At 73.1% G+C, this 21236-nt stretch carries 16 protein-coding genes; 8 read left to right on the top strand and 8 right to left on the bottom strand.

Translation table 11 applies throughout. The annotated features are described in order from the left end of the window. The first annotated feature begins 329 nt into the window (after window positions 1-329). From ACIQGZ_RS13045 to ACIQGZ_RS13035, 3 genes are all read left to right on the top strand, one after another. Complete coding sequence (locus tag ACIQGZ_RS13045) at window positions 330-2693, top strand: Ig-like domain-containing protein (protein WP_402601428.1); 2364 nt, start codon at window positions 330-332, stop codon at window positions 2691-2693. A gap of 193 nt (window positions 2694-2886) precedes the next feature. Continuing rightward, window positions 2887-4080: a WxL protein peptidoglycan domain-containing protein gene (locus ACIQGZ_RS13040; protein ID WP_402601426.1), complete on the top strand. Its 1194-nt coding sequence runs from the start codon at window positions 2887-2889 to the stop codon at window positions 4078-4080. A 675-nt stretch (window positions 4081-4755) separates the two neighbouring features. After that, window positions 4756-5151, top strand: a complete 396-nt coding sequence (locus ACIQGZ_RS13035; RefSeq protein ID WP_402601424.1) for a DUF3592 domain-containing protein — start codon at window positions 4756-4758, stop codon at window positions 5149-5151. Window positions 5152-5176: 25 nt separating this feature from the next. Here the strand turns inward: ACIQGZ_RS13035 and ACIQGZ_RS13030 are convergent, their stop codons facing one another. Further along, a complete protein-coding gene (locus ACIQGZ_RS13030; protein WP_402601422.1) occupies window positions 5177-6184 on the bottom strand; it encodes an Lrp/AsnC family transcriptional regulator in 1008 nt (335 codons plus the stop codon). Between the two features lie 199 nt (window positions 6185-6383). Here ACIQGZ_RS13030 and ACIQGZ_RS13025 point away from each other — a divergent pair, with 199 nt between their 5' ends. Continuing rightward, window positions 6384-7925 carry an MFS transporter gene (locus tag ACIQGZ_RS13025; protein ID WP_402601421.1) on the top strand — a complete coding sequence of 514 codons (1542 nt, stop codon included), beginning with the start codon at window positions 6384-6386 and terminating at the stop codon, window positions 7923-7925. 115 nt (window positions 7926-8040) lie between these two features. On the opposite strand, the gene ACIQGZ_RS13020 is transcribed toward ACIQGZ_RS13025, so the two are convergent. The 3 genes from ACIQGZ_RS13020 to ACIQGZ_RS13010 form a co-directional block, all read right to left on the bottom strand. Continuing rightward, complete coding sequence (locus ACIQGZ_RS13020; protein ID WP_402601419.1) at window positions 8041-9156, bottom strand: hypothetical protein; 1116 nt, start codon at window positions 9154-9156, stop codon at window positions 8041-8043. 419 nt (window positions 9157-9575) lie between these two features. Then, window positions 9576-10871: an amidohydrolase gene (locus tag ACIQGZ_RS13015; protein WP_402601418.1), complete on the bottom strand. Its 1296-nt coding sequence runs from the start codon at window positions 10869-10871 to the stop codon at window positions 9576-9578. A gap of 45 nt (window positions 10872-10916) precedes the next feature. Then, window positions 10917-11969 carry a bile acid:sodium symporter family protein gene (locus ACIQGZ_RS13010; protein WP_402601417.1) on the bottom strand — a complete coding sequence of 351 codons (1053 nt, stop codon included), beginning with the start codon at window positions 11967-11969 and terminating at the stop codon, window positions 10917-10919. A 201-nt stretch (window positions 11970-12170) separates the two neighbouring features. On the opposite strand from ACIQGZ_RS13010, the gene ACIQGZ_RS13005 reads away from it, so the two are divergent. Further along, window positions 12171-13040 (top strand): LysR substrate-binding domain-containing protein, encoded by an 870-nt coding sequence (locus ACIQGZ_RS13005; RefSeq protein WP_402601416.1) that lies wholly within the window; start codon window positions 12171-12173, stop codon window positions 13038-13040. A gap of 106 nt (window positions 13041-13146) precedes the next feature. On the opposite strand, the gene ACIQGZ_RS13000 is transcribed toward ACIQGZ_RS13005, so the two are convergent. After that, window positions 13147-13596 (bottom strand): transglycosylase SLT domain-containing protein, encoded by a 450-nt coding sequence (locus ACIQGZ_RS13000; RefSeq protein ID WP_402601414.1) that lies wholly within the window; start codon window positions 13594-13596, stop codon window positions 13147-13149. Between the two features lie 539 nt (window positions 13597-14135). Here ACIQGZ_RS13000 and ACIQGZ_RS12995 point away from each other — a divergent pair. Next, on the top strand, window positions 14136-14798 hold the full coding sequence (locus ACIQGZ_RS12995; RefSeq protein WP_402601413.1) for an ArsR/SmtB family transcription factor: 663 nt from the start codon (window positions 14136-14138) through the stop codon (window positions 14796-14798). Continuing rightward, complete coding sequence (locus tag ACIQGZ_RS12990) at window positions 14795-16189, top strand: MFS transporter (protein ID WP_402601412.1); 1395 nt, start codon at window positions 14795-14797, stop codon at window positions 16187-16189. The genes ACIQGZ_RS12995 and ACIQGZ_RS12990 overlap by 4 nt, the downstream gene beginning before the upstream one ends. 91 nt (window positions 16190-16280) lie before the next feature. Here the strand turns inward: ACIQGZ_RS12990 and ACIQGZ_RS12985 are convergent, their stop codons facing one another. Both ACIQGZ_RS12985 and ACIQGZ_RS12980 read right to left on the bottom strand, forming a co-directional pair. Then, window positions 16281-16778: a transglycosylase SLT domain-containing protein gene (locus tag ACIQGZ_RS12985; protein ID WP_402601411.1), complete on the bottom strand. Its 498-nt coding sequence runs from the start codon at window positions 16776-16778 to the stop codon at window positions 16281-16283. 541 nt (window positions 16779-17319) lie between these two features. Beyond that, complete coding sequence (locus ACIQGZ_RS12980) at window positions 17320-19617, bottom strand: cellulose binding domain-containing protein (protein WP_402601409.1); 2298 nt, start codon at window positions 19615-19617, stop codon at window positions 17320-17322. 373 nt (window positions 19618-19990) lie between these two features. On the opposite strand from ACIQGZ_RS12980, the gene ACIQGZ_RS12975 reads away from it, so the two are divergent. Continuing rightward, window positions 19991-20410 (top strand): DUF2809 domain-containing protein, encoded by a 420-nt coding sequence (locus tag ACIQGZ_RS12975; RefSeq protein WP_402601407.1) that lies wholly within the window; start codon window positions 19991-19993, stop codon window positions 20408-20410. 327 nt (window positions 20411-20737) lie between these two features. Here the strand turns inward: ACIQGZ_RS12975 and ACIQGZ_RS12970 are convergent, their stop codons facing one another. Beyond that, window positions 20738-21235: a transglycosylase SLT domain-containing protein gene (locus ACIQGZ_RS12970; RefSeq protein ID WP_402601406.1), complete on the bottom strand. Its 498-nt coding sequence runs from the start codon at window positions 21233-21235 to the stop codon at window positions 20738-20740. Window position 21236: the final 1 nt, after the last annotated feature.

The following is a 21236-nucleotide window of genomic DNA, read 5'->3' as shown; positions in this document are numbered from 1 at the left end:
TACACCGCCACCATGACCCTCACCGCCATCTAAACCCCCACACCAGGTCCGGTCGGGCGGTCCCCGACCCCCGACCGGACCCCACCACCCCCACCCCACCACCGCACCGGCTCGGCCGCGTCCCGATCCGGCGAGAGCCCGGCAGGACGCCCACCGGCCGACGGTCGGCGGTGCGGCACGCGGACCCCGTCCGCCTCTCAGACCGCCGCGCATCGAGCAGATCCGGCGTCGGGGGATCACATCAGCACCACTTGAGTCATTCGATTCTTCCGGAGGCATGAATGCGGAAAGTGCCACGCAGGGCGATCGCCCCTGCGGTAGGTGCCGCAGTGGCCATAGGCATGCTGCTGTCCAATGCGACAGGAGCCCTGGCCAGCACCGCGCACAGCACGGCGGCGACGAGCGACAGCCCCAGCAAGGACCAGCGGATCGCCACGCTGACCACCGCGCTCGACAAGATCACCGCCAAGATCACCGGCGGCGGCCGGAACCCCCAGTCCTACGGCAGCGCCGACCTGCGGGACATCTTCTCCTACCACGTCGACTCGCTGTGGAAGCAGGGCATCGACGGGGCGGGCACGACCATCGCGCTGATGGAGGGTTGGGAAGACCCCAACATCCAGGCCACCATGGACGCGTTCGACGACGCGGTCGGCCTGCCGCACGCCACCATCGAGACCGTCTACCCGAGCGGGTCGCTGCCCAGCACCTGCCCGGCGGGCATGGTGGCGCTCGGCTCGTACGGCTCGTGCAGCGCCTGGCAGGGCGAACTGCGGCTGGACGTCGAGGCGGCGCACATGCTGGCGCCGTACGCCAAGATCCTGATCGTGGCGACGCCGTCCGACAGCGAGATCGTCGGTGACGCGTCCAGCGAGGTCGCGATGCCCGAGATCGTCAAGGGCATGGAGTTCGTCAGCCGGAACCACCTGGCCGACGTGATGTCCATCAGCGACGGCAGCAGCGAGACCGACTACAGCCGTGGCAAGCAGGAGATCACCGCGCAGGACATCGGCGAGGTCATGGCCGCGGCCTACGGCGTGCCGATCGTCAACGCCACCGGTGACTGCGGTGCCGCGCAGAACCTGACGACCGCGACCAAGCAGTGCGGCACGGTCTCCTCCGGCCCGGCCTCCGCGACCTGGGCGGACTCGCCGTGGGTCACCGCGGTCGGCGGCAGCCGTCCGTCGCACACCGCGCAGTGCCCGCCGTGCAGCAACGACACCTTCCCCCTCGACCCGATCGAGGGCGCCGGCCTGTCGGAGATCTACGCCCGTCCGAGCTACCAGGACGGCATCGCCTCCATCAGCGGCAGCAAGATGCGCTCGCTGCCGGACATCACCATGAACAGCCAGGACGGCACCTCCGAGGCCGCCCCGCTGTTCGCCGGTGTGGTCGCCCTGGCGACGCAGGTCCACGGCGCGCCGCTCGGCGCGATCAACGAGCTGCTGTACGAGCGGCTCGCCAAGGACCCGGCGGCCAACGGCCTGGTCGACGTGGTCACGGGCAACAACACGTACAAGACCGTCCCGGGCTACTACGCCGCGCCGGGCTATGACGTGGCCTCGGGCTGGGGCACGGTGGACGCCAGCAAGTTCGTGCCGGCGCTCGCCTCCGCCGCAGCGGCGGGGAACCCGATGACGGCCAAGGCGCAGGCCGCCCAGCGCGAGCTGGAGGACACGCTGACGCTGTCGCCCTCGACCACCGTGCTGCCCGACGGCATGGTGAACATCACCTCCACCGGCTTCCTGCCGGACCACCCGGTGAAGCTGACCCTCGACGGAAACCCGCTGGCCACGGTCACGGCGGACACGTCGGGCAACTTCAGCTACGCCTTCACGCCCAACGGCAAGGGGCTCTCGGCCGGCAAGCACACGGTGGCCGTGACCAGCATGCTGCTCGACCAGAGCAAGGACTTCACGGTGAAGTCGACCGGTCCGGCTCCGGGTGCTCCGGCGATCACCTCGCCGGGTGACGGGTCGATCAGCGGGGGCAAGACCCCGACGGTCGCGGGCACCGGCACCGCCGGTGCCACGATCAAGGTGACCGACGAGTCGGGCAAGACGGTCTGCACCGCGACCGTCGCCGCCGACGGCTCCTGGTCCTGCACCCCCGCCGCCGACCTGGCCCCCGGCAGCCACACGCTGACCGCCAACCAGACCGACGGCAACGGCAACACCACCACCTCCCCCGCCGTCGGCGTCACCATCGCCTACGGCAGCGCCACGGAGAAGATCACCACCACGGTCACCCAGCAGGGCGGCCTCACCATCAGCGTCGACAACTCGGCCCCCGTCGTACTGCCGACCCCCGTCCTCACCGGCGACGCCTCCGCCCTCACCTCCAGCGGCGACATGAACCCCGTCACCGTCACCGACACCCGCACCCAGAGCCCCGGCTGGAACGTCGTCGGCCAGGTCGGCGACTTCACCACCACCACCGGCGACACCATCGCCGCCGCCGACCTCGGCTGGACCCCCAAGGTCCTCGACACCGCCACCGGACAGACCGTCACCCCCGGCAGCACCGTCACCCCCGGCACCAGCGGCGGACTCGCCAAGTCCCAGCAACTCGCCACCGCCGGCCCCGGCACCGCCAACGGCACCGCCCACGTCGGCGCCACCCTCAACCTCCTCGCCCCCACCACCACCAAGGTCGGCACCTACACCGCCACCATGACCCTCACCGCCATCTAAACCCCCACACCAGGTCCGGTCGGGCGGTCCCCGACCCCCGACCGGACCCCACCACCCCCACCACTCTCACGACAGCCACCAGCACGCAGTCACGATCACGACCATTGCAAGAAAAGGGGCAACGATGCCGGCAGAGCGCGTCGCCAACACGGATCATCGGGAAGGCCGCTCCTTCCGCTGCCTCGTAGCGGGCTTGCTCGCGCCGCTGGCGCTCCTGGGCGCGACGCTGCTACCGGCGGGCATCGCGGTCGCCGCACCGGCGTCGCCGTCCCCGACGGCGAGCCCCTCCCCCACGGCGAGCCCCACGCCCGGCAAGCCCGGACCGAACCAGGTCGCCTGGTCGATCCAGGGAGCCACCAAGCACAAGCCCGACACACGGCCCACCCTCACCTACCAGGACTTCAAGCCCGGCAGCTCACGCGAGGACTTCGTCGCGGTCGACAACTTCGGCGACAAGCCGCTCAGCCTGACGGTGTACCCGAGCGACGCCTTCAACACCCAGGTCGGCGGCTTCGACGTCCTGCCCGCCGCGCGGAAGTCGGTGGATGTGGGCAGCTGGATCAGGATGGCCAAGACCGTGGTCCGGGTCCCCGCCCGGTCCAGCGTCATCGTCCCGTTCACCGTCGCCGTACCGAGGAACGCCACCCCCGGCTTCCACGTCGGCGGCATCGTGGCCTCCTCGTCCGGCGCCGCACTCGACACCAAGGGCAACAACGTCCTGGTCGACCGGCGGGTCGGCATCCGGATGTACCTCCAGGTATCCGGGCCGCTGCACCCGACCCTCGCCGTGCAGGACCTTTCGGTGCACTACCAGGGCGGTTGGAACCCAATCGGCCCCGGCGCGGCGACGGTCAGCTACACGGTGGCCAACACCGGCAATGTGCCGCTCCAGGCCCGGCAGAGCCTGCGTACGGACGGGCTGTTCGGGGCGTTCGCCAAGACCACCGAGGCGGCCGACGTCCCGCTGCTGCTGCCCGGCAACTCGGTACGGCTGACCGAGAAGCTCACGGATGTCTGGCCCGGCGGCCGACTGCGCACCAGGGTCGAACTCACGCCGTACACCACGATCGTGACACTCGCGTCGGCACCGGCCCCGGCCGTCGGCCGGACCAGTGTGTGGGCCATACCGTGGACCTGGCTGATCGCCCTGCTGATCGTCCTCGCCGCCATCGGCTGGTACGTCAGCCGCAAGCTGCGCCGCCGCAAGGCCGCCCGAGCGGCCAAGACCGTGGCCACCGCCACCACCCCGGCCGCCACCACCCCGGCCGCCACCACCTCGGCCGCCAAGCCCGAGCCCACAGCCCCGGAGGCCAAGGCAGCACCGGAGGCCAAGGCAGCACCCGAGCCCACGGACACGGAGCCGGCCCAGGACGCCGAACCGGAGTGACGGGCTGACGGGACATCAGCTCTGCTCCCCCGGTACGTCGCGGGGACGGCCCGGCCGAACGGCCGCCGTCCCCGCGAGGTACGTCTCGGGCCGGCCTCCGCACCCCGGCAGGACCCGCCGCAGGCAGCTGCCCCGCGCGGAGGCGGTGCCCTAGGCTGCGGTGGTACTTCGGCGGGCAACTCGCCGGGACCGCCTGGGGGTTCGGATGAGTACGGTTGATCCGTCCGTCGCCAGGCGTCAGCGGCAGCGCCGGGCCGGGAGCCGGCCCGGTCGGCTCGGACTCGGGGTCTGGCTGGCGGTGTTCGGGGGGCTGCGGTTCCTCTTCGCCTACGGGCTCGCGGACGCGGCACGCTATCCGATCGGCACGGCGTACCTCCCGTCCGAGCTGTACCCGGACAATGCCACCCCGCCGCTGCTCTGGGCCCTGTTCACCGGGCCGTTCGGCGGGGCGGTCGTCGGCTCCCTGATGCCCGGGGCCCTGGTCCGCCGCACGGGTCCGGGCGTCGGGAGCGGCATCCAGGCGACCGTCACGCTGGCCGGTGTCGCGCTGGGTGTGCTGCTGGGCGCCCGCTCGTTCTGGGTGCCGGTACCGGACGTCGGCCGCTACCCGGACCCGGCCGGCCGGGCGGCACCTGGGGGGCCGGTGCCTGGATCGCCTGGTCCGCACAGTACTGGGTGCCCGCCGCGCTGGCACTGCTCGCGCTCGCCGTGCTGCTCGCCACCGTACGGGCCGCTCGGGCCCGCAGGCGCCACGCGCTGCGTGCCGCCGCCGTCATGCGGACCGGGACCAGGACCAGCGGGGTGGTCACCGAGGTGATCGACACCCAGGTGGAGGTGACGGGCCGGCCACGGCTGCAACCGGTGGTGAAGTTCACCGACCACCCGGGCGTCGACCGCTGGGTCACCAAGACCGGCACCTTCGACCCGCATGCGCTCCCCCGCACCGGTGACCCCGCGATCGTCTGGTTCGACCCGGCCGCCCCCGGCGACGAGCGCTCGCTCCCGGTCGTCCTCGGCACCGACGTGGCTGTGGAGGGAGCCCTGGCCCGGCGGATCTCCACCGTGCTGTGACCCGCAGGGCCGCCGGTCGCCGCCGTCAGGACTGCGGGGCGCGGGCGGTCTGCGGCAGCGAGGCGGCGGACTTCACCCGGCGCAGCACGGGCGCGGTCTCGACCTGGTGGACGGCGTCCAGGGTGGCGATCTTGGTGGTGAGATAGCTGTAGAGCGCGGGAATGTCCGGGCAGATGACCACGGCGTGCAGATTGGTCGGGCCGGTGGTGGCGCAGACGTACGCCACCTCGGGGTGCTCGGCCAGGGCCCGCCCGGTCTGCTCCAGCCGGGACGGCGCGACGGACAGCCAGAGCATGACGACGCTCTCCAGTCCGAAGATGCGGCGCTCGTAGTTGACGTCGAAGTACAGCACGTCACTGGTCAGCAGTTCGGCCATCCGCCGCCGCACCGAGCTCTGCGACCGGTCGCTCGCGGCGGCCAGCTCGGCCAGTCCGGTCCGGCCGTCCCGTTCCAGCAGCGCCAGCATGCGGTGGTCGCCCTCGTCCAGCACGGTGACCGGCGGGAGCCGGGCGTCGGCGGGCTCCGGCTCGGTGCGGGGCCGCAGTCGGCGGATCTGCTCGTCGGTCAGCGCCTCGGACTTGCTGACCAGGCTGAGCGCGCCGCCGTAGTAGGTGTGCAGCACGCAGTACGCGGTGACGCCGACCACGCTGGGGGTGCGCGGCAGCCGCTGGAGCAGCAGTGAGTTGCCCTGCCGCCCGGATTCGGCGCGGGTGACGCAGTTGATCTCGGTGCCGCCCGAGATGAGGCTCACCCAGGCGGTGTCGTCGCGCCGGGCCAGCGCCTCGGCCACCGAGGAGGCGGCGTCCGGGGCGCACTGCACCCGGATGATCCACTGCACTTCGCCCAGCGCCGCCGGGTTGGTGAGCCCCAGCACCCGGACCGCGCCCTCGCCGCGCAGTCTGGCGTAGCGGCGGGCCACGGTCTGGTCGGAGACGCCGAGCGCCTGCGCGATCCGGCTGAAGGAGGCGCGGCCGTCCAGTTGCAGGGCGTGCACCAGCTGCCGGTCCAGGGGGTCGTAGCTGCGGGATTTCACCAGTCAAGGGTACGGCGATGTCGGATTGTGCCGGTCCGGCTGCCCTGATGGGGAGTGATCGCGGGCCGCACGGCAGTATCGCTCCAGCGACCCGCAGGCTGTCCGCCCGGTCGAAGCAGCAGATCCACCAGATCCACCAGAGAGAACTTCTGTGAACACCCCTGTCCCGAACCATCCCGCTTCCCCATCGGAGACCGGTATGCGCAAATGGATACCGCTGGTCGCCATCTGCCTCGGTACCTTCATGCTGTTGGTCGACGTGAGCATCGTGAATGTCGCCCTGCCGGACATGGCGGCCGACCTGCACTCCTCCTTCACCTCCCTCCAGTGGGTGGTGGACATGTACGCGCTGGTGCTGGCCGCCGTGCTCATGGTGGTGGGTGCGCTGGGCGACCGCCTGGGGCATCGGCGCCTCTACCTGGGCGGGCTGGTCGTCTTCGCCGTCGCCTCGCTGGCCTGCGGTCTCGCGCCCAATGTGGGGACGCTGATCGCCGCCCGCGCCGCGCAGGGGCTGGGCGGCGCCGCGATGCTGACCTCCACGACCTCGCTGCTGAACGCGGCCTACCGGGGTCGCGACCGGGGTACCGCCTTCGGTGTCTGGGGCGCCGTGAGCGGCGGCGCGGCGGCGGTGGGTCCGGTGCTGGGCGGGCTGCTCACCGAGCAGATCGACTGGCGGGCGATCTTCATGGTCAATCTGCCGATCGCCGCACTGGCGGTCTATATGACGCTGCGTCACCTCAAGGACGACCAGGGCCACGCCCGGGGGCGGCTGGACTACGCGGGCGCGGTCGGCTTCACCGTCTTCGCCGGGGCGCTGGTGTACGGCCTGATCGAGAGCGCCGACCGGGGGTGGAGCAGCGGCACCGTCCTGGTCTCGCTGGCGCTGAGCGCGGTGGCGCTGCTGGCGTTCGCGCTGGTCGAGCGTGGCGCGTCCCAGCCGCTGCTGGATCTCGCGCTGCTGCGCAACCGCAGCTTCACCGGGCTGACGGTGGCGGCGCTGCTGCTCAATGTGGCGGCGTTCGCCCACCTGACGTACACCTCGATCTGGCTCCAGTCGGTGCTGGGCCTCAGCCCGATCCAGGCGGGCCTCACGGTCTGCCCGCTGGCGCTGGCCTCGTTCGTGGTGGCGGGCAACAGCGGGCGGCTGTTCCACCGGACGGCGCCGCAGATCCCGATCGGCGCCGGTCTGATCCTGATCGGCGTGGGCGCGCTGCTGATGACCCTGGTCTCGGCCGGCTCCTCGTGGACGGCGGTGCTGCCCGGTCTGATCGTCAGCGGCCTCGGGGTCGGTATGGCGACGCCGAGCATGATGTCGGCCGCGCTGGCGACGGTCCCCCGGGAGCGGGTGGGCATGGCCAGCGGGGCGGTGAACACCGGGCGGCAGCTGGGCTACGCGCTGGGCATCGCGGTGCTGGGCACCGCCTTCACCAGCCGGGTGGAGTCGTTCGTCACCGCGAACGGGCACCTGGCCGACCCGCACAGCGCGGCCTCCGCGCTCAGCGGCGGCCGGGCCGGGGCGGTGCTGGCGGCCACGCCGGCCGAGCAGTTGGACACCGTCCGGCAGCTGGTGCACGGGGCCTTCGCTTCGGGTCTGGACCGGGTCTATGTGATCGCCGGCTGCATCGGCATCGCCGCCGGGCTGATCGTGCTGGCCCTGGTGCGGCGCGGTCCCGCCCCGCAGTGGGAGGCGGCCGGGGCCGCCGGGGCGCAGCCGCAGGCGGCGGCCGGCGCGGCGCACTGACCGGGGCGCCCTGACCGGGGTGCACTGACCGGGGCGCCCTGATCCGGCCGGCCTTCGCGGGTGCGGGCATGGAGCGGCCCGTGGCGGAGGTACCCGCCACGGGCCGCTCTGCGGATCAGGCCGCCGAGGTGTAGGCGGCGAAGAACTGCCCCTTGACGGGTGCGCCGCCCGGGTCGAAGCAGTCCACGTAGAGCGACGCGGTGCCGCCGGAGCGGTCCCACGGCGTGGCGAGACCGCAGTAGCCGGGGTCACTGCCGTACGCGGTGACCTGGGAGTGGTCCGGCGGGTTGGCCACATAGGGCATGGTGACGATGAAGACCGACCCCGATATGCCCAGGCTGTTGGAGCCGCCGACCGAGTTGAAGTTGGTCTGCGGCGGCAGGCTCCCGTTGAACCACAGGTAGCCGAACGCCTTCGGCGGGTAGACCGGGCCGTGCACGGCCCGCTGGTAGGAGTAGCTCAGGGTCCAGCGGGTGTCATAGGGCTTGCCGTTGGCGTCGTAGCAGGCGACGAGCACGGTCTGCCCGGAGGACGACGGCCCCCAGTCGGACACCTTGCAGCGGGCGGGCCGCTTCGGGTCCACTGCGGTGACCTGGAGGTTTCCGGAGTAGTCGGACAGCCCCAGGTTGGGCAGCCAGGCCTTCCAGATGCCGACGCCGCCCTTGCCGACCGAGTTGGCGGCGCCGGTGGAGTTGTACTGGGCGAGCAGGGCGCCGCTGACGTCGGAGAACAGGTAGCCGTACGAGCCGACCGGTGAGCTGGGCGCGCCGGTGCTGGCGGTGTAGAGGACGGTGAAGGCGGAGTTGTCCGGTGCCCCGCCCGGCCGGTAGCAGCTGACGTAGACGTCCTCGTTGGGGCCGTTGGGCTGCCAGGCGTTGAGCTGGCACCAGTCGCCCGCCTTGTTCACGGCGGTGACGTGGGCGACCCCGCCGGGGCCGCCGATCTGCGGGAAGTGCACCACGTACGAGCCCAGCCCGAGCTGGTCGACCGTGACCGGGGTGCTGGACGGTGAGGGCCAGCTGCCCCACTGGCGGGTGGGGTCCGGGGAGTAGCCGGGCGGCGGGGTGGGGTTGTCGAGGTAGGCGAAGCCCCAGCGGTCGGGGACGGCGGCATGGGCGGTAGTGGCGGTCGGCAGGGCTGCGGCCAGCAGTGCGGCCAGTAACCCGACGACGAGCAGCACCGCCTGTAGCGGCCTGCTCGGAAGTTTGACAATACGGGCGTACACGGGCATAACCCCCTGGGGTGGAGGAGGACGATGATGCCTGCACGATCCTGTGCGGTGGTAGCGGTGGTACTGGTGCCCGTCGCGGCATCGCGGGACGGCGGAACTCGGCAGAGCTGCGTGCCGGTCGGGAGATCCCGTCAGCGCATGGCGTGACAGTGGCGTCATCCTAGGAGTCCGGCGTGCTCCGCCCCAGACCTACGACAGGTACGGGTCAACCCGGGCGGCCGGCTACCGCCCGGTTTCGGCCGCGCCGCGCCGGCGGTCTCCGGAACCGTGCAGCGCCTACAGCCCCAGGGCTACCACCGGTCCGGTCCGACCGGGGTGCCCGGGGTGCCCCGCCGTCCCGTCACGCCGCGCCCGCACCAGCCGTACCAGCCACCGGGCGCGCACATCCTGGCCGAAGTGCGCCCCGTATCCGCCGGGGTTCAGCCGTCGCCGCCCGCTCCGCCGAGCCAGCAGAGCGCCGCGACGACCAGCGCGCTGACGCCGGTGTCCAGGGTGGGCTGCACGACGGGCGCGAAGCGGGCGCTGTGGTTGGTCGGGACGTCCTGCTGGACCGTGCCGCGCCGCCGCGCCTCCTCGAAGGCCCGGGGATCGATGCCGCCGATGCCCCAGTAGGTGTACGGGATGCCGAAGGCGTCGGGGATCTGGCTGAAGTCCTCGCTGGCGGTCTGGAGCGGCGCCGGGCCGGCCCGGTCGCCGAAGTGCGCGGCGAAGGCGGCGGCGACCCGGTCGGTGGTCTGCTCGTCGTTGACGGTCGGCGGGAAGCGGCTCGTCTCCTCGAAGGTCGGTGCGCGGGTCGCCCCCGAGGCGTCGCACTCGGCCTGGACGATCCGCCGCACGGCCGACAGCACCCGCTGCCGGGTCTCCTCGTCGTAGGTGCGGACGTTGAGCTGGATCTCCGCCGACTCCGGGATGACATTGCCGGTCGTACCGGCCCGGAGCGAGCCCACGGTCAGCACGGCCGGCTGGGTGGCGGCCAGCTCACGGGAGACGATGGTCTGCAGCCGTACGACGATCATCGCGGCCATCACCACCGGGTCGATCGCGCTCTGCGGCGCGGAGCCGTGGCCGCCGCGCCCGTACACGGTGATCCGCAGGCTGTCGGCGGCGGAGAGGAAGGACCCGGAGCGGGTGCCGACCGACCCGGCGGGGGCGGGCAGCACATGCTGCGCCAGGGCGACGTCCGGGCGGGGGATGCGGGCGGCGAGCCCGTCGGCCACCATGGCGTCGGCGCCGGCGCCGGTCTCCTCGGCGGGCTGGAAGAGCGCGACCAGCGTGCCGTGCCAGCGCTCGCGGGCCCGCGCCAGCAGCCCGACCGCGCCCAGCAGACAGCTGACATGGACGTCATGGCCGCAGGCGTGCATCACGGGCACCTGCTCGCCGGTGGCGTCCCGCGCGGTGGCGGTGCTGGCGTACGGCAGGCCGGTATCCTCCCGGACCGGCAGCGCGTCCAGGTCCGCGCGCAGCAGCACGGTGGGGCCGTCGCCGTTGGCCAGCACACCGACCACGCCGGTGCCGCCGATGCCCTCGTGCACCGTGCAGCCCCACTCGCGCAGCCGCTCGGCGGCCCGAGCCGCCGTCCGGTGCTCCTGGCCGCTCAGCTCGGGGTGGGTGTGCAGATCGCGGTAGCAGGCTTCAAGCTCGGGTCGGAGGTCGTCGAGCCCGGCCAGCACGGCGGCGGTGGCGGGGTCGGTGGCGTGCTGCGGCGCGGCTGCCATGGTGGGCACTCCGTTCTTCCCGGCGGTTCGGGCTCCGGGCACCAGCTAACTACACGCCTCCGACATGCGCTCCCCGCCGACCGGCCGCACCGGCCGCACCGGCTCGGCGGTGGCGGACGGCCGGTCCGGCAGCGGGTCGCGGGAGTAGCGCTTGGCGATCACCGCGCAGACCATCAGCTGCATCTGGTGGAAGAGCATCAGCGGCAGCACCGCCAGGCTCGCCTGGGCGCCGAACAGGACGGTGGCCATCGGCAGCCCGGCGGCGAGGCTCTTCTTGGAGCCGCAGAAGAGGACGGTGATGCGGTCCGCGCGGTCGAAGCCGAGCCGGCGCGCCCCGTACGACGTCGCCCCCAGCATGGCGGCGAGCAGCAGCGCCTCGATCCCGAGCAGCACCGGCAGCCGGTAGGACGCCACCTGGTGCCAGACGCCGTCCACCATGCCCTCGCTGAACGCCGTGTAGACCACCAGCAGGATCGACAGGCGGTCCAGGCCGCCCAGCAGCGCCCGGTGGCGGCCGAGGAGGCCGGCCAGCCGGCGGCGCAGCAGCTGCCCGGCGACGAAGGGCAGCAGCAGCTTCAGCGCGATGCCGAGCGCCGAGGCGGCGGAGAAGCCGGCGCCGCTGCCGCCGAGCAGCAGGGCGGCCAGCAGTGGGGTGGCGACCAGGCCGATGATGCTGGAGAAGGAGCCCGCGCAGATCGCGGCGGGGACGTTGCCGCGCGCGATCGAGGTGAAGGCGATCGAGGACTGCATGGTGGAGGGCAGCAGGCACAGGAAGAGGAGGCCGGTGTACAGCTGCGGCGGCAGCAGCTGCGGGACCAGCAGCCGGGCGGCGATCCCGAGCAGCGGGAAGAGCACGAAGGTGGCGGCGAGCACGGCGGTGTGCAGCCGCCAGTGCCGCAGGCCGTCCAGGGTCTCCCGGGTGGACAGCCGGGCGCCGTACAGGAAGAAGAGCAGCGCGACCGCGCCGGTGGCCGCGCCGCCGGCGACCGGGGCGGCGGCGCCCCGGGCGGGGAGCACGACGGCGATCAGTACGGTGCCCAGCAGCGCGGCGACATAGGGGTCCAGGGGGAGCCGGGAGGGGTACCTCAGGCGGCGCATCTCTTTCCTTCTGTCACGGGGGCCTTCTGTCACGGGGGCCTTCTGGCAGGGGGCCTTCTGGCGCGGGGGCCGGGGCGTCCGGCCCCTTCAGCCTGCGGGCGGCGGCGGCGATCGTGAACCCCTTTTGCCGCACTCACTGTCATCACGATTCGTGATGACCGGTGCCGCCGGGCCGGGCCGGGCCGTGGCTAGGCTGGGGCCGTGTTCGATCCCGTGCAGTTGCGGACCTTCCTCGCGGTCGCGCAGACCCTCAGCTTCACGCAGGCCGCCCACCGGCTGGGCCTGCGGCAGTCCACGGTGAGCCAGCAGGTGCGCCGGCTGGAGGAGGCCGCCGGGCGGTCGCTGTTCACGCGGGACACCCACGGGGTGGAGCTGACCGAGGACGGCGAGGCAATGCTCGGCTTCGCCCGCACCATCCTGGCGGCGAACGAGCGGGCGGCCGGCTGGTTCGCGGGCACCCGGCCGCGCGGGCGGCTGCGCTTCGGCGCCTCGGAGGACTTCGTACTGACCCGGCTGCCGGAGATCCTGGAGGGCTTCCGGCGCGACCATCCCGAAGTGGACCTGGAGCTGACCGTCGAGCTGTCCGCCACCCTGCACCGGCAGCTGGCCGCCGGGCGGCTGGACCTGGTGCTCGGCAAGCGGGCCGGCGAGGACGGACCGGGCCGACTGGTCTGGCAGGACCGGCTGGTGTGGATCGGCAGTGAACGGCTGCGGCTGGACCCCGACCGTCCGGTCCCGCTGATCCTCTACCCGGCGCCCGCGATCACCCGGGCCCGCGCGCTGGAGGCCATGGAGCGGCAGGGCCGCTCCTGGCGGATCGCCTGCACCAGCGGCTCGCTCAGCGGGCTGATCGCCGCCTCCCGGGCGGGGCTCGGCGTGATGGCGCACGCCCAGGGCCTGATCCCGCCGGGGCTGGTCCGGGTGCCGCCCCGGGCCGGGCTGCCCGAGGTGGGCCGGGTCGACTTCGTGCTGCTGTACGGGCGGCTGCGGCCGACGGCGGCACAGGAGGCGGCGGACGCGCTGGCCGCCGCGGTCCTGGCCGGCGGCGACCGGCTGCACCGGCCGATGTGACAGCGGATGCGACGGCAGACGCGATGGGCGACGCGACGGCATGGCACGAGGCCCCGGGCGGGTGCCCGGGGCCTCGTGCCATGCGTGCTGCTTATGCCTGGTCGGCTCAGTACCAGTGGTGGGTCTGCCAGAAGGCCCAGGCGTTGTTCGGGCTGCCGTAGCGGTCGTTCATGTACGACAGCGCCCACTTGGCCTGGGTGGCCGGGTTGGTCTTCCAGTCCGACCCGGCGGCGGCCATCTTGGAGCCCGGCAGCGCCTGGCCCAGACCGTACGCACCCGAGGACGCGTTCACGGCGGAGGGATTCCAGCTGCTCTCGTGGCTGATGATGGCGTCGAACGCCGCCCACTGACCCGCCGGGACGATCGACTGCGCCATGGCCCGCACCCCGCTGGTGGAGGTGGCGGCCAGCGCCGAGCTCTGCGCGGCGTGCGACTGCGCGGTGGCGGTCCGCGTGCTCATGGTCGCGGCGGAGGCGGCCGGAGCGGCGAAGGCCGCGACGGAGGCGAGGGAGGCGGCGGTGGCCGCGACGGCGACGGTCGAACGGAGGCGGGGCATGGCGATGCGCTTCAAAGTCTGGGACCTCAATCGGTTGGCTTGGACGGCCCGGATCTCTTCGACCCGGCGTCCGGGGCACCCGGTTTCGGTTGGTGCCTGTGGAGCGTCAGGAGCTTTGCGAACCCGCCGACGCCATCGGACTCGTCCCAGTCTTAGCGGGCCCCCCGGACCCCGACAAACACCCCTTCTACTACCGCAATCCGTACAGCAACTCCCAAATCACCCCATTTCGGAAACGGCGCCATTACCCCGGGGCGGCCGCCGGAACACCTCCCGGCGGACTTTCTTCGCACCCCTTCCCACCTGCGCAAACCCATGGCCGACCCGGCGAAACATCCACCTCCCGGATTTCTGCGGCCGACCGGCTCCGCCCCGGGGCGCCGATCGGCTACTACAGGCGGTCGTTCTCCCCTGAGGCCCTGTGACCCGCTTCACCCAGCCCACCCCCCGGTTGTGACCCGGACCACCCGGAATCCGGGCCCGAACCATCCGCAAAGAGTTCTTTGCAAAGACTGCTTTGCGATCCTAGGATGGCCGTCATGAGCGACAAGGACGAGCGCGCGGGCGGGCGACTGGGCCCCGATCCGGAGCGGGACGCGGTACTGGACGCCAAGGGCCTGCGCGCCCTGGCCCACCCGGTGCGGGTGCAGCTGGTCGGCCTGCTGCGGCGGTACGGCCCGTCGACGGCCACCCGGCTCGCGGAGCGGCTGGGCCTGACCTCCGGCGCCACCAGCTACCACCTGCGGCAGCTGGCCACCGCCGGGTTCGTGGAGGAGGACACCGAGCGCGGCAACGCCCGGGAGCGCTGGTGGCGGGCGGTCCACCGGTCGACCTGGTTCGGCGACCGGGAGCTGGCCGAGCGGGAGCCCGAGGCCGCGATGGCGTACCTCCAGTCCATCGCCACCGCGTACACCCTGCGCACCCAGCAGGCGCTGGGCGAGTTCCAGGCCATGCCACGGCCCTGGCGGGACGCCTTCGACTTCAGCGACTGGTCGCTGCGGCTCACCGCCGAGGAAGCGGTGCGGCTGCGCGAGGAGCTGCTCTCGGTGGTGGTGCGCTACCGCCGGGACACCCCCGAGGAGGCGGCGGACGCGCCCGAGGGGGCCGAGCGGGTCGCGGTGATCACGCAGTTCCTGCCCGAGCTGGACGTACCCGTGCCGGTGGCCGGCGCCGGGTCGGCACCGGAAGCGGCGGAGTCGTGACCACGGCCGCGTCCATACCCGGCGGCGCCCCGGGCCCGCGCAGCTACCGGCCGCTGGCCGGGGTGCTCGCCGCGATGGCGGTGTCGCTCACCGGCACCCGGGTCTCGGCCATCGCGCTCCCCTGGTTCGTGCTCGCCACGACGGGCAGCGCCACCCGGACCGGGTTGGTGGCCTTCTGCGAGATGGCCCCCTATGTGGTGGTCAAGGCGTTCACCGGCCCGCTGGTCGACCGAATCGGCCCGCGCACCGTCTCCTGGACCACGGACTCGGTCAGTGCGGTCGCCGCCCTGCTGATCCCGCTGCTGCACAGCCTCGGCGTGTTCTCGTTCCCGCTGCTGCTGGCCCTGGTCGCGGTGATCGGCGCGGTGCGCGGACCGGGCGACCTGGCCAAGCACGTCATGGTCCCGGAGGCGGCCGACTGGAGCCGGGTGCCGCTGGAGCGGGCCACCGGGCTCTCCGGCGTCACCGAGCGGCTGGCCTCCACGGTCGGCCCGGCGGTCGGCGGCTCGCTGGTGGCGCTGGTCGGCCCGCTGGCCGGCCTGGTGGTCAACGCGGCCTGCTTCGCGCTCGGTTCGGTGGTGGTCGCGCTGGCGCTGCCGCGCGGCATGGGCCGTACGGCGCCCGGCGCGACCGGGGACGCGGACGGCGGCGGGGCGGCGGACGGCTACTGGGCGCGGTTCGGTGAGGGCTTCCGCTTTCTGCGCGGGGAACCGCTGCTGCTCACGGTGATCGCCACCATCGGCGTCACCAATCTGCTGGACGCGGCCTTCGCGGCGGTGCTGGTGCCGGTCTGGGCCAAGGAGTCCGGCGGCGGCCCGGCGGCGATCGGCCTGACCGGCAGCGCCTGGGGCATCGCGGCGATCGGCGGCAGCCTGATCGCGGCGGCGGTGGCGCACCGGATGCGGCGCCGGGCGGTCTTCTTCGGCGGCTTCCTGCTCGCCGGGGCGCCCCGGTTCCTGGTGCTGGCCTGCGGCGCGCCGCTCTGGGCGGTACTGGTCGTCTTCGCCGTCGGCGGTTTCGGCTCCGGCTTCCTCAACCCGATCCTGGGCGCGGTCTCCTTCGAGCGGGTGCCGCGCCGGCTGCTGGGCCGGGTCGGGGCGCTGGGCGACTCGCTGGCCTGGGCGGGCATCCCCGTCGGCGGGCTGCTCGCGGGGGCGGCCGTGGCCGCCGCCGGGCTGGCGCCGGTGCTGCTGGCGGTCGGCGCCGCGTACTTCCTCACCACCAGCCTGGCCGGGCTGCGGCCGGAGTGGCGGGAGATGGACCGGCTGCGCGGCCGGGGCCGGGCGGTCGACCCCGGCGACCCGGGTGAAGCGGGTGAGCCGGGTGAATCGGGCGGACCGGGTGACGGGCCGCCGGTACGGGAGGCCGTCCACGCCGAACGGGCCGGGTGACGGCGCCCGGACATGCCGCCGCCCGGCCGGTCCCGCTGGGGTGCGGGTCCGGCCGGGCGTGCGGTGCTCAGCTGGTGGTGCCTGGGTCGGCTCAGTACCAGTGGTGGGTCTGCCAGAAGGCCCAGGCGTTGTTCGGGCTGCCGTAGCGGTCGTTCATGTACGACAGCGCCCACTTGGCCTGGGTGGCCGGGTTGGTCTTCCAGTCCGACCCGGCGGCGGCCATCTTGGAGCCCGGCAGCGCCTGGCCCAGACCGTACGCACCCGAGGACGCGTTCACCGCCGAGGGGTTCCAGCCGCTCTCATGGCTGACGATCGCGTCGAACGCCGCCCACTGGCCGGCGGGCACGATCGACTGCGCCATGCCCCGCACGCCGCCCGCCGTCACCGGCGCGGCCACGGCCGAACGCTCCAGCCCCGCCTTGGCGGCATGGTGCACGCCGGCGGCGTGGTTCACATGGTTCACGTGGTGCAGGTGCAGCCGGTGCGCGCTCATCGTCGCGGCGGACGCGGCCGGAGCGGCCACCGCCGCCACAGCACCCAGCGACGCGGCGGCGGCCACGACAGCGGCGGTCGAACGGAGACGGGGCATGGCGATGCGCTTCAAAATCTGAGACCTCAATCGGTTGGCTTGGACGACCCGGATCTCCCTGGACCCGGCGCCCGGGGCACCCCGGTTTCGGCTGGTGCCTGGTGGCAGCGTCAGGAGCAATGCGAACCCGCCGACGCCATCGGACTCGTCCCAGTCTTAGCGCCCCACCCAAACACCGACAAACACCCCACCTACTACCCCAACCCGTAGCCGAGGGCCTGCGCCAACTCCCCGCAGCCACCGCCGAATCCACCCGGCGAGCGGCCTCCGGAGCGCCCAACCACCCGCTCTCCGGCCGACCCTCACCGCCCTGACCTGCGCGGACCGGTGACTACACCGTCGAAACACCGGCGGGCCGGATTTCTCGGACCGATCGTGGGTCCGGCGGCACCCCGATCGCCTACTACCCGCGATCGTGTGCCGCCGGACCCCTGTGACCCGCTTCACCCGGGGCGCCCGTCCGTTGTGACCCGGGCCACCGCCATATCGCCCCAAAAGCCGTGTTCCGGACGGCTGCGGGCGCCCCGGAGGCCCGCTCGGATCAGGGGGTGTAGACCCGGGGCCGGGGTGCGGTGGCCATGCCGTCGCCCAGGAAGAAGGACGGGTGCGGAGGCTGGTTGTAGGCGGTGTTCTGCCAGGCGATGGCGGTGCGGTACTGGGTGTCGTGCATCAGCGTGGTGATCCGGGTGCTGGTGGCGACGGGCGTGGCGTAGATCCGCAGCGCCTTGTTGTCGGAGGTGCGCCAGACCACTTCCTCCCGCCAGTCACCGAAGAGGTCGCCGGAGAGCACCGGGGTGGCCTTGGTGCCGTTGTTCGCGGCCACCCCGGAGCCGGTGAGCAGCCGGGTGTCGCCGCCGGTGCCGTACTTGTCGATGTGGGTGGCGTCCAGGAGTTCGCGGACCGGGTCGCCGTCCCACCAGACCAGGAAGTTCGCCGACCCGGGCTTGCGGCCGATGTTCTGCCCCTTGGTGTTGAACAGCCCGTCGACCCCGCTGGACCAGGACTCGGCGCCGGGGCTGCCCGCGTAGACGTCGTCCGAGACGCCCCGGCCGTTGTCGCAGCCGCAGCTCGCGTTCTGCCAGAGGATCTGGCCGGTACGGGCGTCCGCGAACCAGGCGGCGGGCTTGGCGGTGTCCTCGTCGACCTTGAAGACCTCCAGCCCGGGGTGGGACGGGTCCAGGTCACCGACGTGCAGGGCGTCGCCGTGGCCGTTCTTGGTGGTCCACAGCGCGGCGCCGTTGTCGTCCACGGCCATGGCGCCGTAGACGATCTCGTCCCGGCCGTCGCCGTCCACGTCCGCGACGGCCAGGCTGTGGTTGCCCTGCCCGTCGTAGCCCTTGCCGGTGTTGGTGGAGCTGGTGGTGTCGAAGGTCCAGCGGCGGGTCAGCCGGCCGTCGCGCCAGTCCCAGGCGGTGATCACGGTGCGGGTGTAGTAGCCGCGCGCCTCGATGATGGAGGGCCGCTGCCCGTCCAGATAGGCGGTGCCGGCCAGGAAGCGGTCGACCCGGTTGCCGTAGGAGTCGCCCCAGGCGGAGACGGTGCCGCGCGCCGGTACGTAGTCGGTGCTGGTCAGGGCGGCGCCGGTCAGCCCGTTGAAGACGGTCAGGTACTCGGGCCCGGACAGGACGTAGCCGTCGGAGTTGCGGTAGTCGGCGCTCGCGCTGCCGATCACTTTGCCCGTCCCGTCCACCGTGCCGTCGGCGGTCTTGGCCACCACCTCGGCCCGGCCGTCGCCGTCGTAGTCGTAGACCTGGAACTGGGTGTAGTGGGCGCCGGAGCGGATGTTGCGGCCCAGGTCGATGCGCCACAGCCGGGTGCCGTCCAGCTTGTAGGCGTCCAGGACGGTGTTGCCGGTGTAGCCGGACTGGGAGTTGTCCTTGGCGTTGGTCGGCTGCCACTTGAGGACGAACTCGTACTGGCCGTCGCCGTCCAGATCGCCCACCGAGCCGTCGTTGGCCTCGTAGGTGTAGGCGACGCCGTCCGGGGTGGTGCCGCCGGCCGGGGGCTGGATGGGGACGTCCAGATAGCCGTTGCCGAAGTTCAGCGAGGCCGGGGAGGCGGCCTGCTCGGTGCCGCCGACCACCGCGCGCACCGTGTACGAGGAGTTGGCGGCGGCGCCGGAGTCCAGCCAGTTCGTGGAGCCGGTGATCACCGAGCTGTTGAGCCTGGTGGTGCCCCGGTAGACGTTGAAGCCCACGGTGTCGGGGTCGGTGGCCAGCCAGCGCCAGGACACCAGGTTGCCGGACCCGGAGTGCACGGAGGTGACGCCCCGGTCCAGCTTCTCCACCTGCCGCCCGCTGCCCGGGGCCGGGGTGGAGCCGCTGGGCGTCGGGGTCGGCGTGGTGGGGGTGGGGGTCGGCGTGGTGGGGGTGGGGGTCGGCGTGGTGGGGGTCGGGGTGGTCGCCGCGCCGGTGCACTGCACGCCGTTCAGGGTGAAGGCGGTCGGTGCCGGGTTGGCCGTCCCGGTGAGGGTGCCGTTGAAGCCGAAGGAGACGGTGCCGCCGGTGGCGACCGCGCCGTTGTAGCTGACGTTGGTGGCGGTGACGGCGGAGGTGCCGAGGGTGACATCGGCGTTCCACGCCTGGCTGACCTGCTGCCCGGCTGAGTAGTTCCACCGCAGTGACCAACTCTGGAGCGCGTCCCCGAGGTTGGTGATCGTCACCTCGGCGCCGAAGCCGCCCGGCCAGCCGCTGGTCACCGTGTAGTCGACCCGGCAGCCGGCCGTTGCCGCCGCGGCGGGGCCGCCGGTCACTGCGCCGAGGGTGGTGGCGGCGGCTGCGGCGGCCACCGCCGTCCAGGCGACCCAGCTGCGGCGGGATTTCGCATGGGGTGTGGTCACGGGGTCTCCAATACGGGCGGGATCTCCGACGGGGGGAGGCGGTGTCGCCGTGCCGTGCCCGTCCCGCGACCGCGCGCATGGACTCCCGGCCGGAGCGGGCCGCTGACGCCTCGACGGACACCCGCTGAGCGCCGTACGCGGCGATGCATCAGCGTGAGGGTGCCGGACATCATCCGACCCGGACCACAGGATGTCCGCCGCCCGATGGCGTGTCAACGGGTGCCACCGACCCGCACCCGGCCCGGCCATGGCCGACATACCCGCAGGTCAGCCGTGGTGCAACCGGAGAATCAGCCAGGCACACCGACCGCCTGGCACACCCGCTGATTGGCCGTGAACGGCCAGCGCCCGGCGAGGCCCTAGGGTGTCCGGCATGGGTGGACTGCGGGCGGGCGGCGGCGGTCGGGGCGTCCGGGCCGCTGCGGTGGGGGCGGCGGTGCTGACGGTCGGCGCGGGGCTCGGGGTGCGGGCCGCTACGGGTGGCGGCTTCGCCAAGATCACCGGTGACGCGCTGTACACGGTCCTGGTCGGCACGCTGGTCGTACTGGTCGCGCCCCGGGTGCGCCCGGTGGTGGCAGCCGGTACGGCGCTGGCGATCAGCTGGGCGGTCGAGTTCTCCCAGCTCAGCGATGTACCGGCCGAGCTGTCCCGGCGCAGCGTCGCGGCCCGGCTGGTGCTGGGCTCCACCTTCGACCCGCCCGACCTGCTCTGGTACGCACTGGGGGCCGCGCTCTGCTGGGCCCTCCATGCGACCGCCGAACGCCTCCGCTACGGGCGGCAGCGGGCGGGTTAGCCCACCCGCTCGGCGGATTCTCCCGGGTCCGCGTGCCCGGAAATAGCCCTGAAGCAGCTCACCCAGCGGGTGCACCTCGGACCCGGCACGCGTCCGGCGAGCCGACCAAGCGTCAGCTCCACCAGCCGGGCCGCCGCCACCCGCGAGATCGGCTGCTCGGCTGGCCCGGCGCGGCCGACGACGCTATACCGGACGCCCCGGCTGCGGGCCGACTCGGTCCCGCCGTTCTCGGCGGCCGACCCCGCACATGACGGAAACGGCGGTGGATCGCATGGATCGATCCACCGCCGTTTCCGGTGTTCAGCTGCTGGTGGTGCCTGGGTCGGCTCAGTACCAGTGGTGGGTCTGCCAGAAGGCCCACGCGTTGTTCGGGCTGCCGTAGCGGTCGTTCATGTACGACAGCGCCCACTTGGCCTGGGTGGCCGGGTTGGTCTTCCAGTCCGACCCGGCGGCGGCCATCTTGGAGCCCGGCAGCGCCTGGCCCAGACCGTACGCACCCGAGGACGCGTTCACCGCCGAGGGGTTCCAGCCGCTCTCATGGCTGACGATCGCGTCGAACGCCGCCCACTGGCCGGCGGGCACGATCGACTGCGCCATGCCCCGCACGCCGCCCGCCGTCACCGGCGCGGCCACGGCCGAACGCTCCAGCCCCGCCTTGGCGGCATGGTGCGCGCCGGCGGCGTGGTTCACATGGTTCACGTGGTGCAGGTGCAGCCGGTGCGCGCTCATCGTCGCGGCGGACGCGGCCGGAGCGGCCACCGCCGCCACAGCACCCAGCGACGCGGCGGCGGCCACGACAGCGGCGGTCGAACGGAGACGGGGCATG

It is taken from the genome of Streptomyces sp. NPDC092296, assembly GCF_044755465.1.
Taxonomy (GTDB): Bacteria; Actinomycetota; Actinomycetes; order Streptomycetales; family Streptomycetaceae; genus Peterkaempfera.
This window is presented reverse-complemented; position numbering and strand designations above follow the sequence as displayed.

Coding starts and splice junctions, on each gene's coding strand:
- ACIQGZ_RS12995 (WP_402601413.1), top strand. CDS start 14,136: ATGAGCGACAAGGACGAGCGCGCGGGCGGGCGACTGGGCCCCGATCCG.
- ACIQGZ_RS12970 (WP_402601406.1), bottom strand. CDS start 21,235: ATGCCCCGTCTCCGTTCGACCGCCGCTGTCGTGGCCGCCGCCGCGTCG.
- ACIQGZ_RS13020 (WP_402601419.1), bottom strand. CDS start 9,156: ATGCCCGTGTACGCCCGTATTGTCAAACTTCCGAGCAGGCCGCTACAG.
- ACIQGZ_RS13000 (WP_402601414.1), bottom strand. CDS start 13,596: ATGCCCCGCCTCCGTTCGACCGTCGCCGTCGCGGCCACCGCCGCCTCC.
- ACIQGZ_RS13025 (WP_402601421.1), top strand. CDS start 6,384: ATGCGCAAATGGATACCGCTGGTCGCCATCTGCCTCGGTACCTTCATG.
- ACIQGZ_RS12985 (WP_402601411.1), bottom strand. CDS start 16,778: ATGCCCCGTCTCCGTTCGACCGCCGCTGTCGTGGCCGCCGCCGCGTCG.
- ACIQGZ_RS13010 (WP_402601417.1), bottom strand. CDS start 11,969: ATGCGCCGCCTGAGGTACCCCTCCCGGCTCCCCCTGGACCCCTATGTC.
- ACIQGZ_RS13015 (WP_402601418.1), bottom strand. CDS start 10,871: ATGGCAGCCGCGCCGCAGCACGCCACCGACCCCGCCACCGCCGCCGTG.
- ACIQGZ_RS12975 (WP_402601407.1), top strand. CDS start 19,991: ATGGGTGGACTGCGGGCGGGCGGCGGCGGTCGGGGCGTCCGGGCCGCT.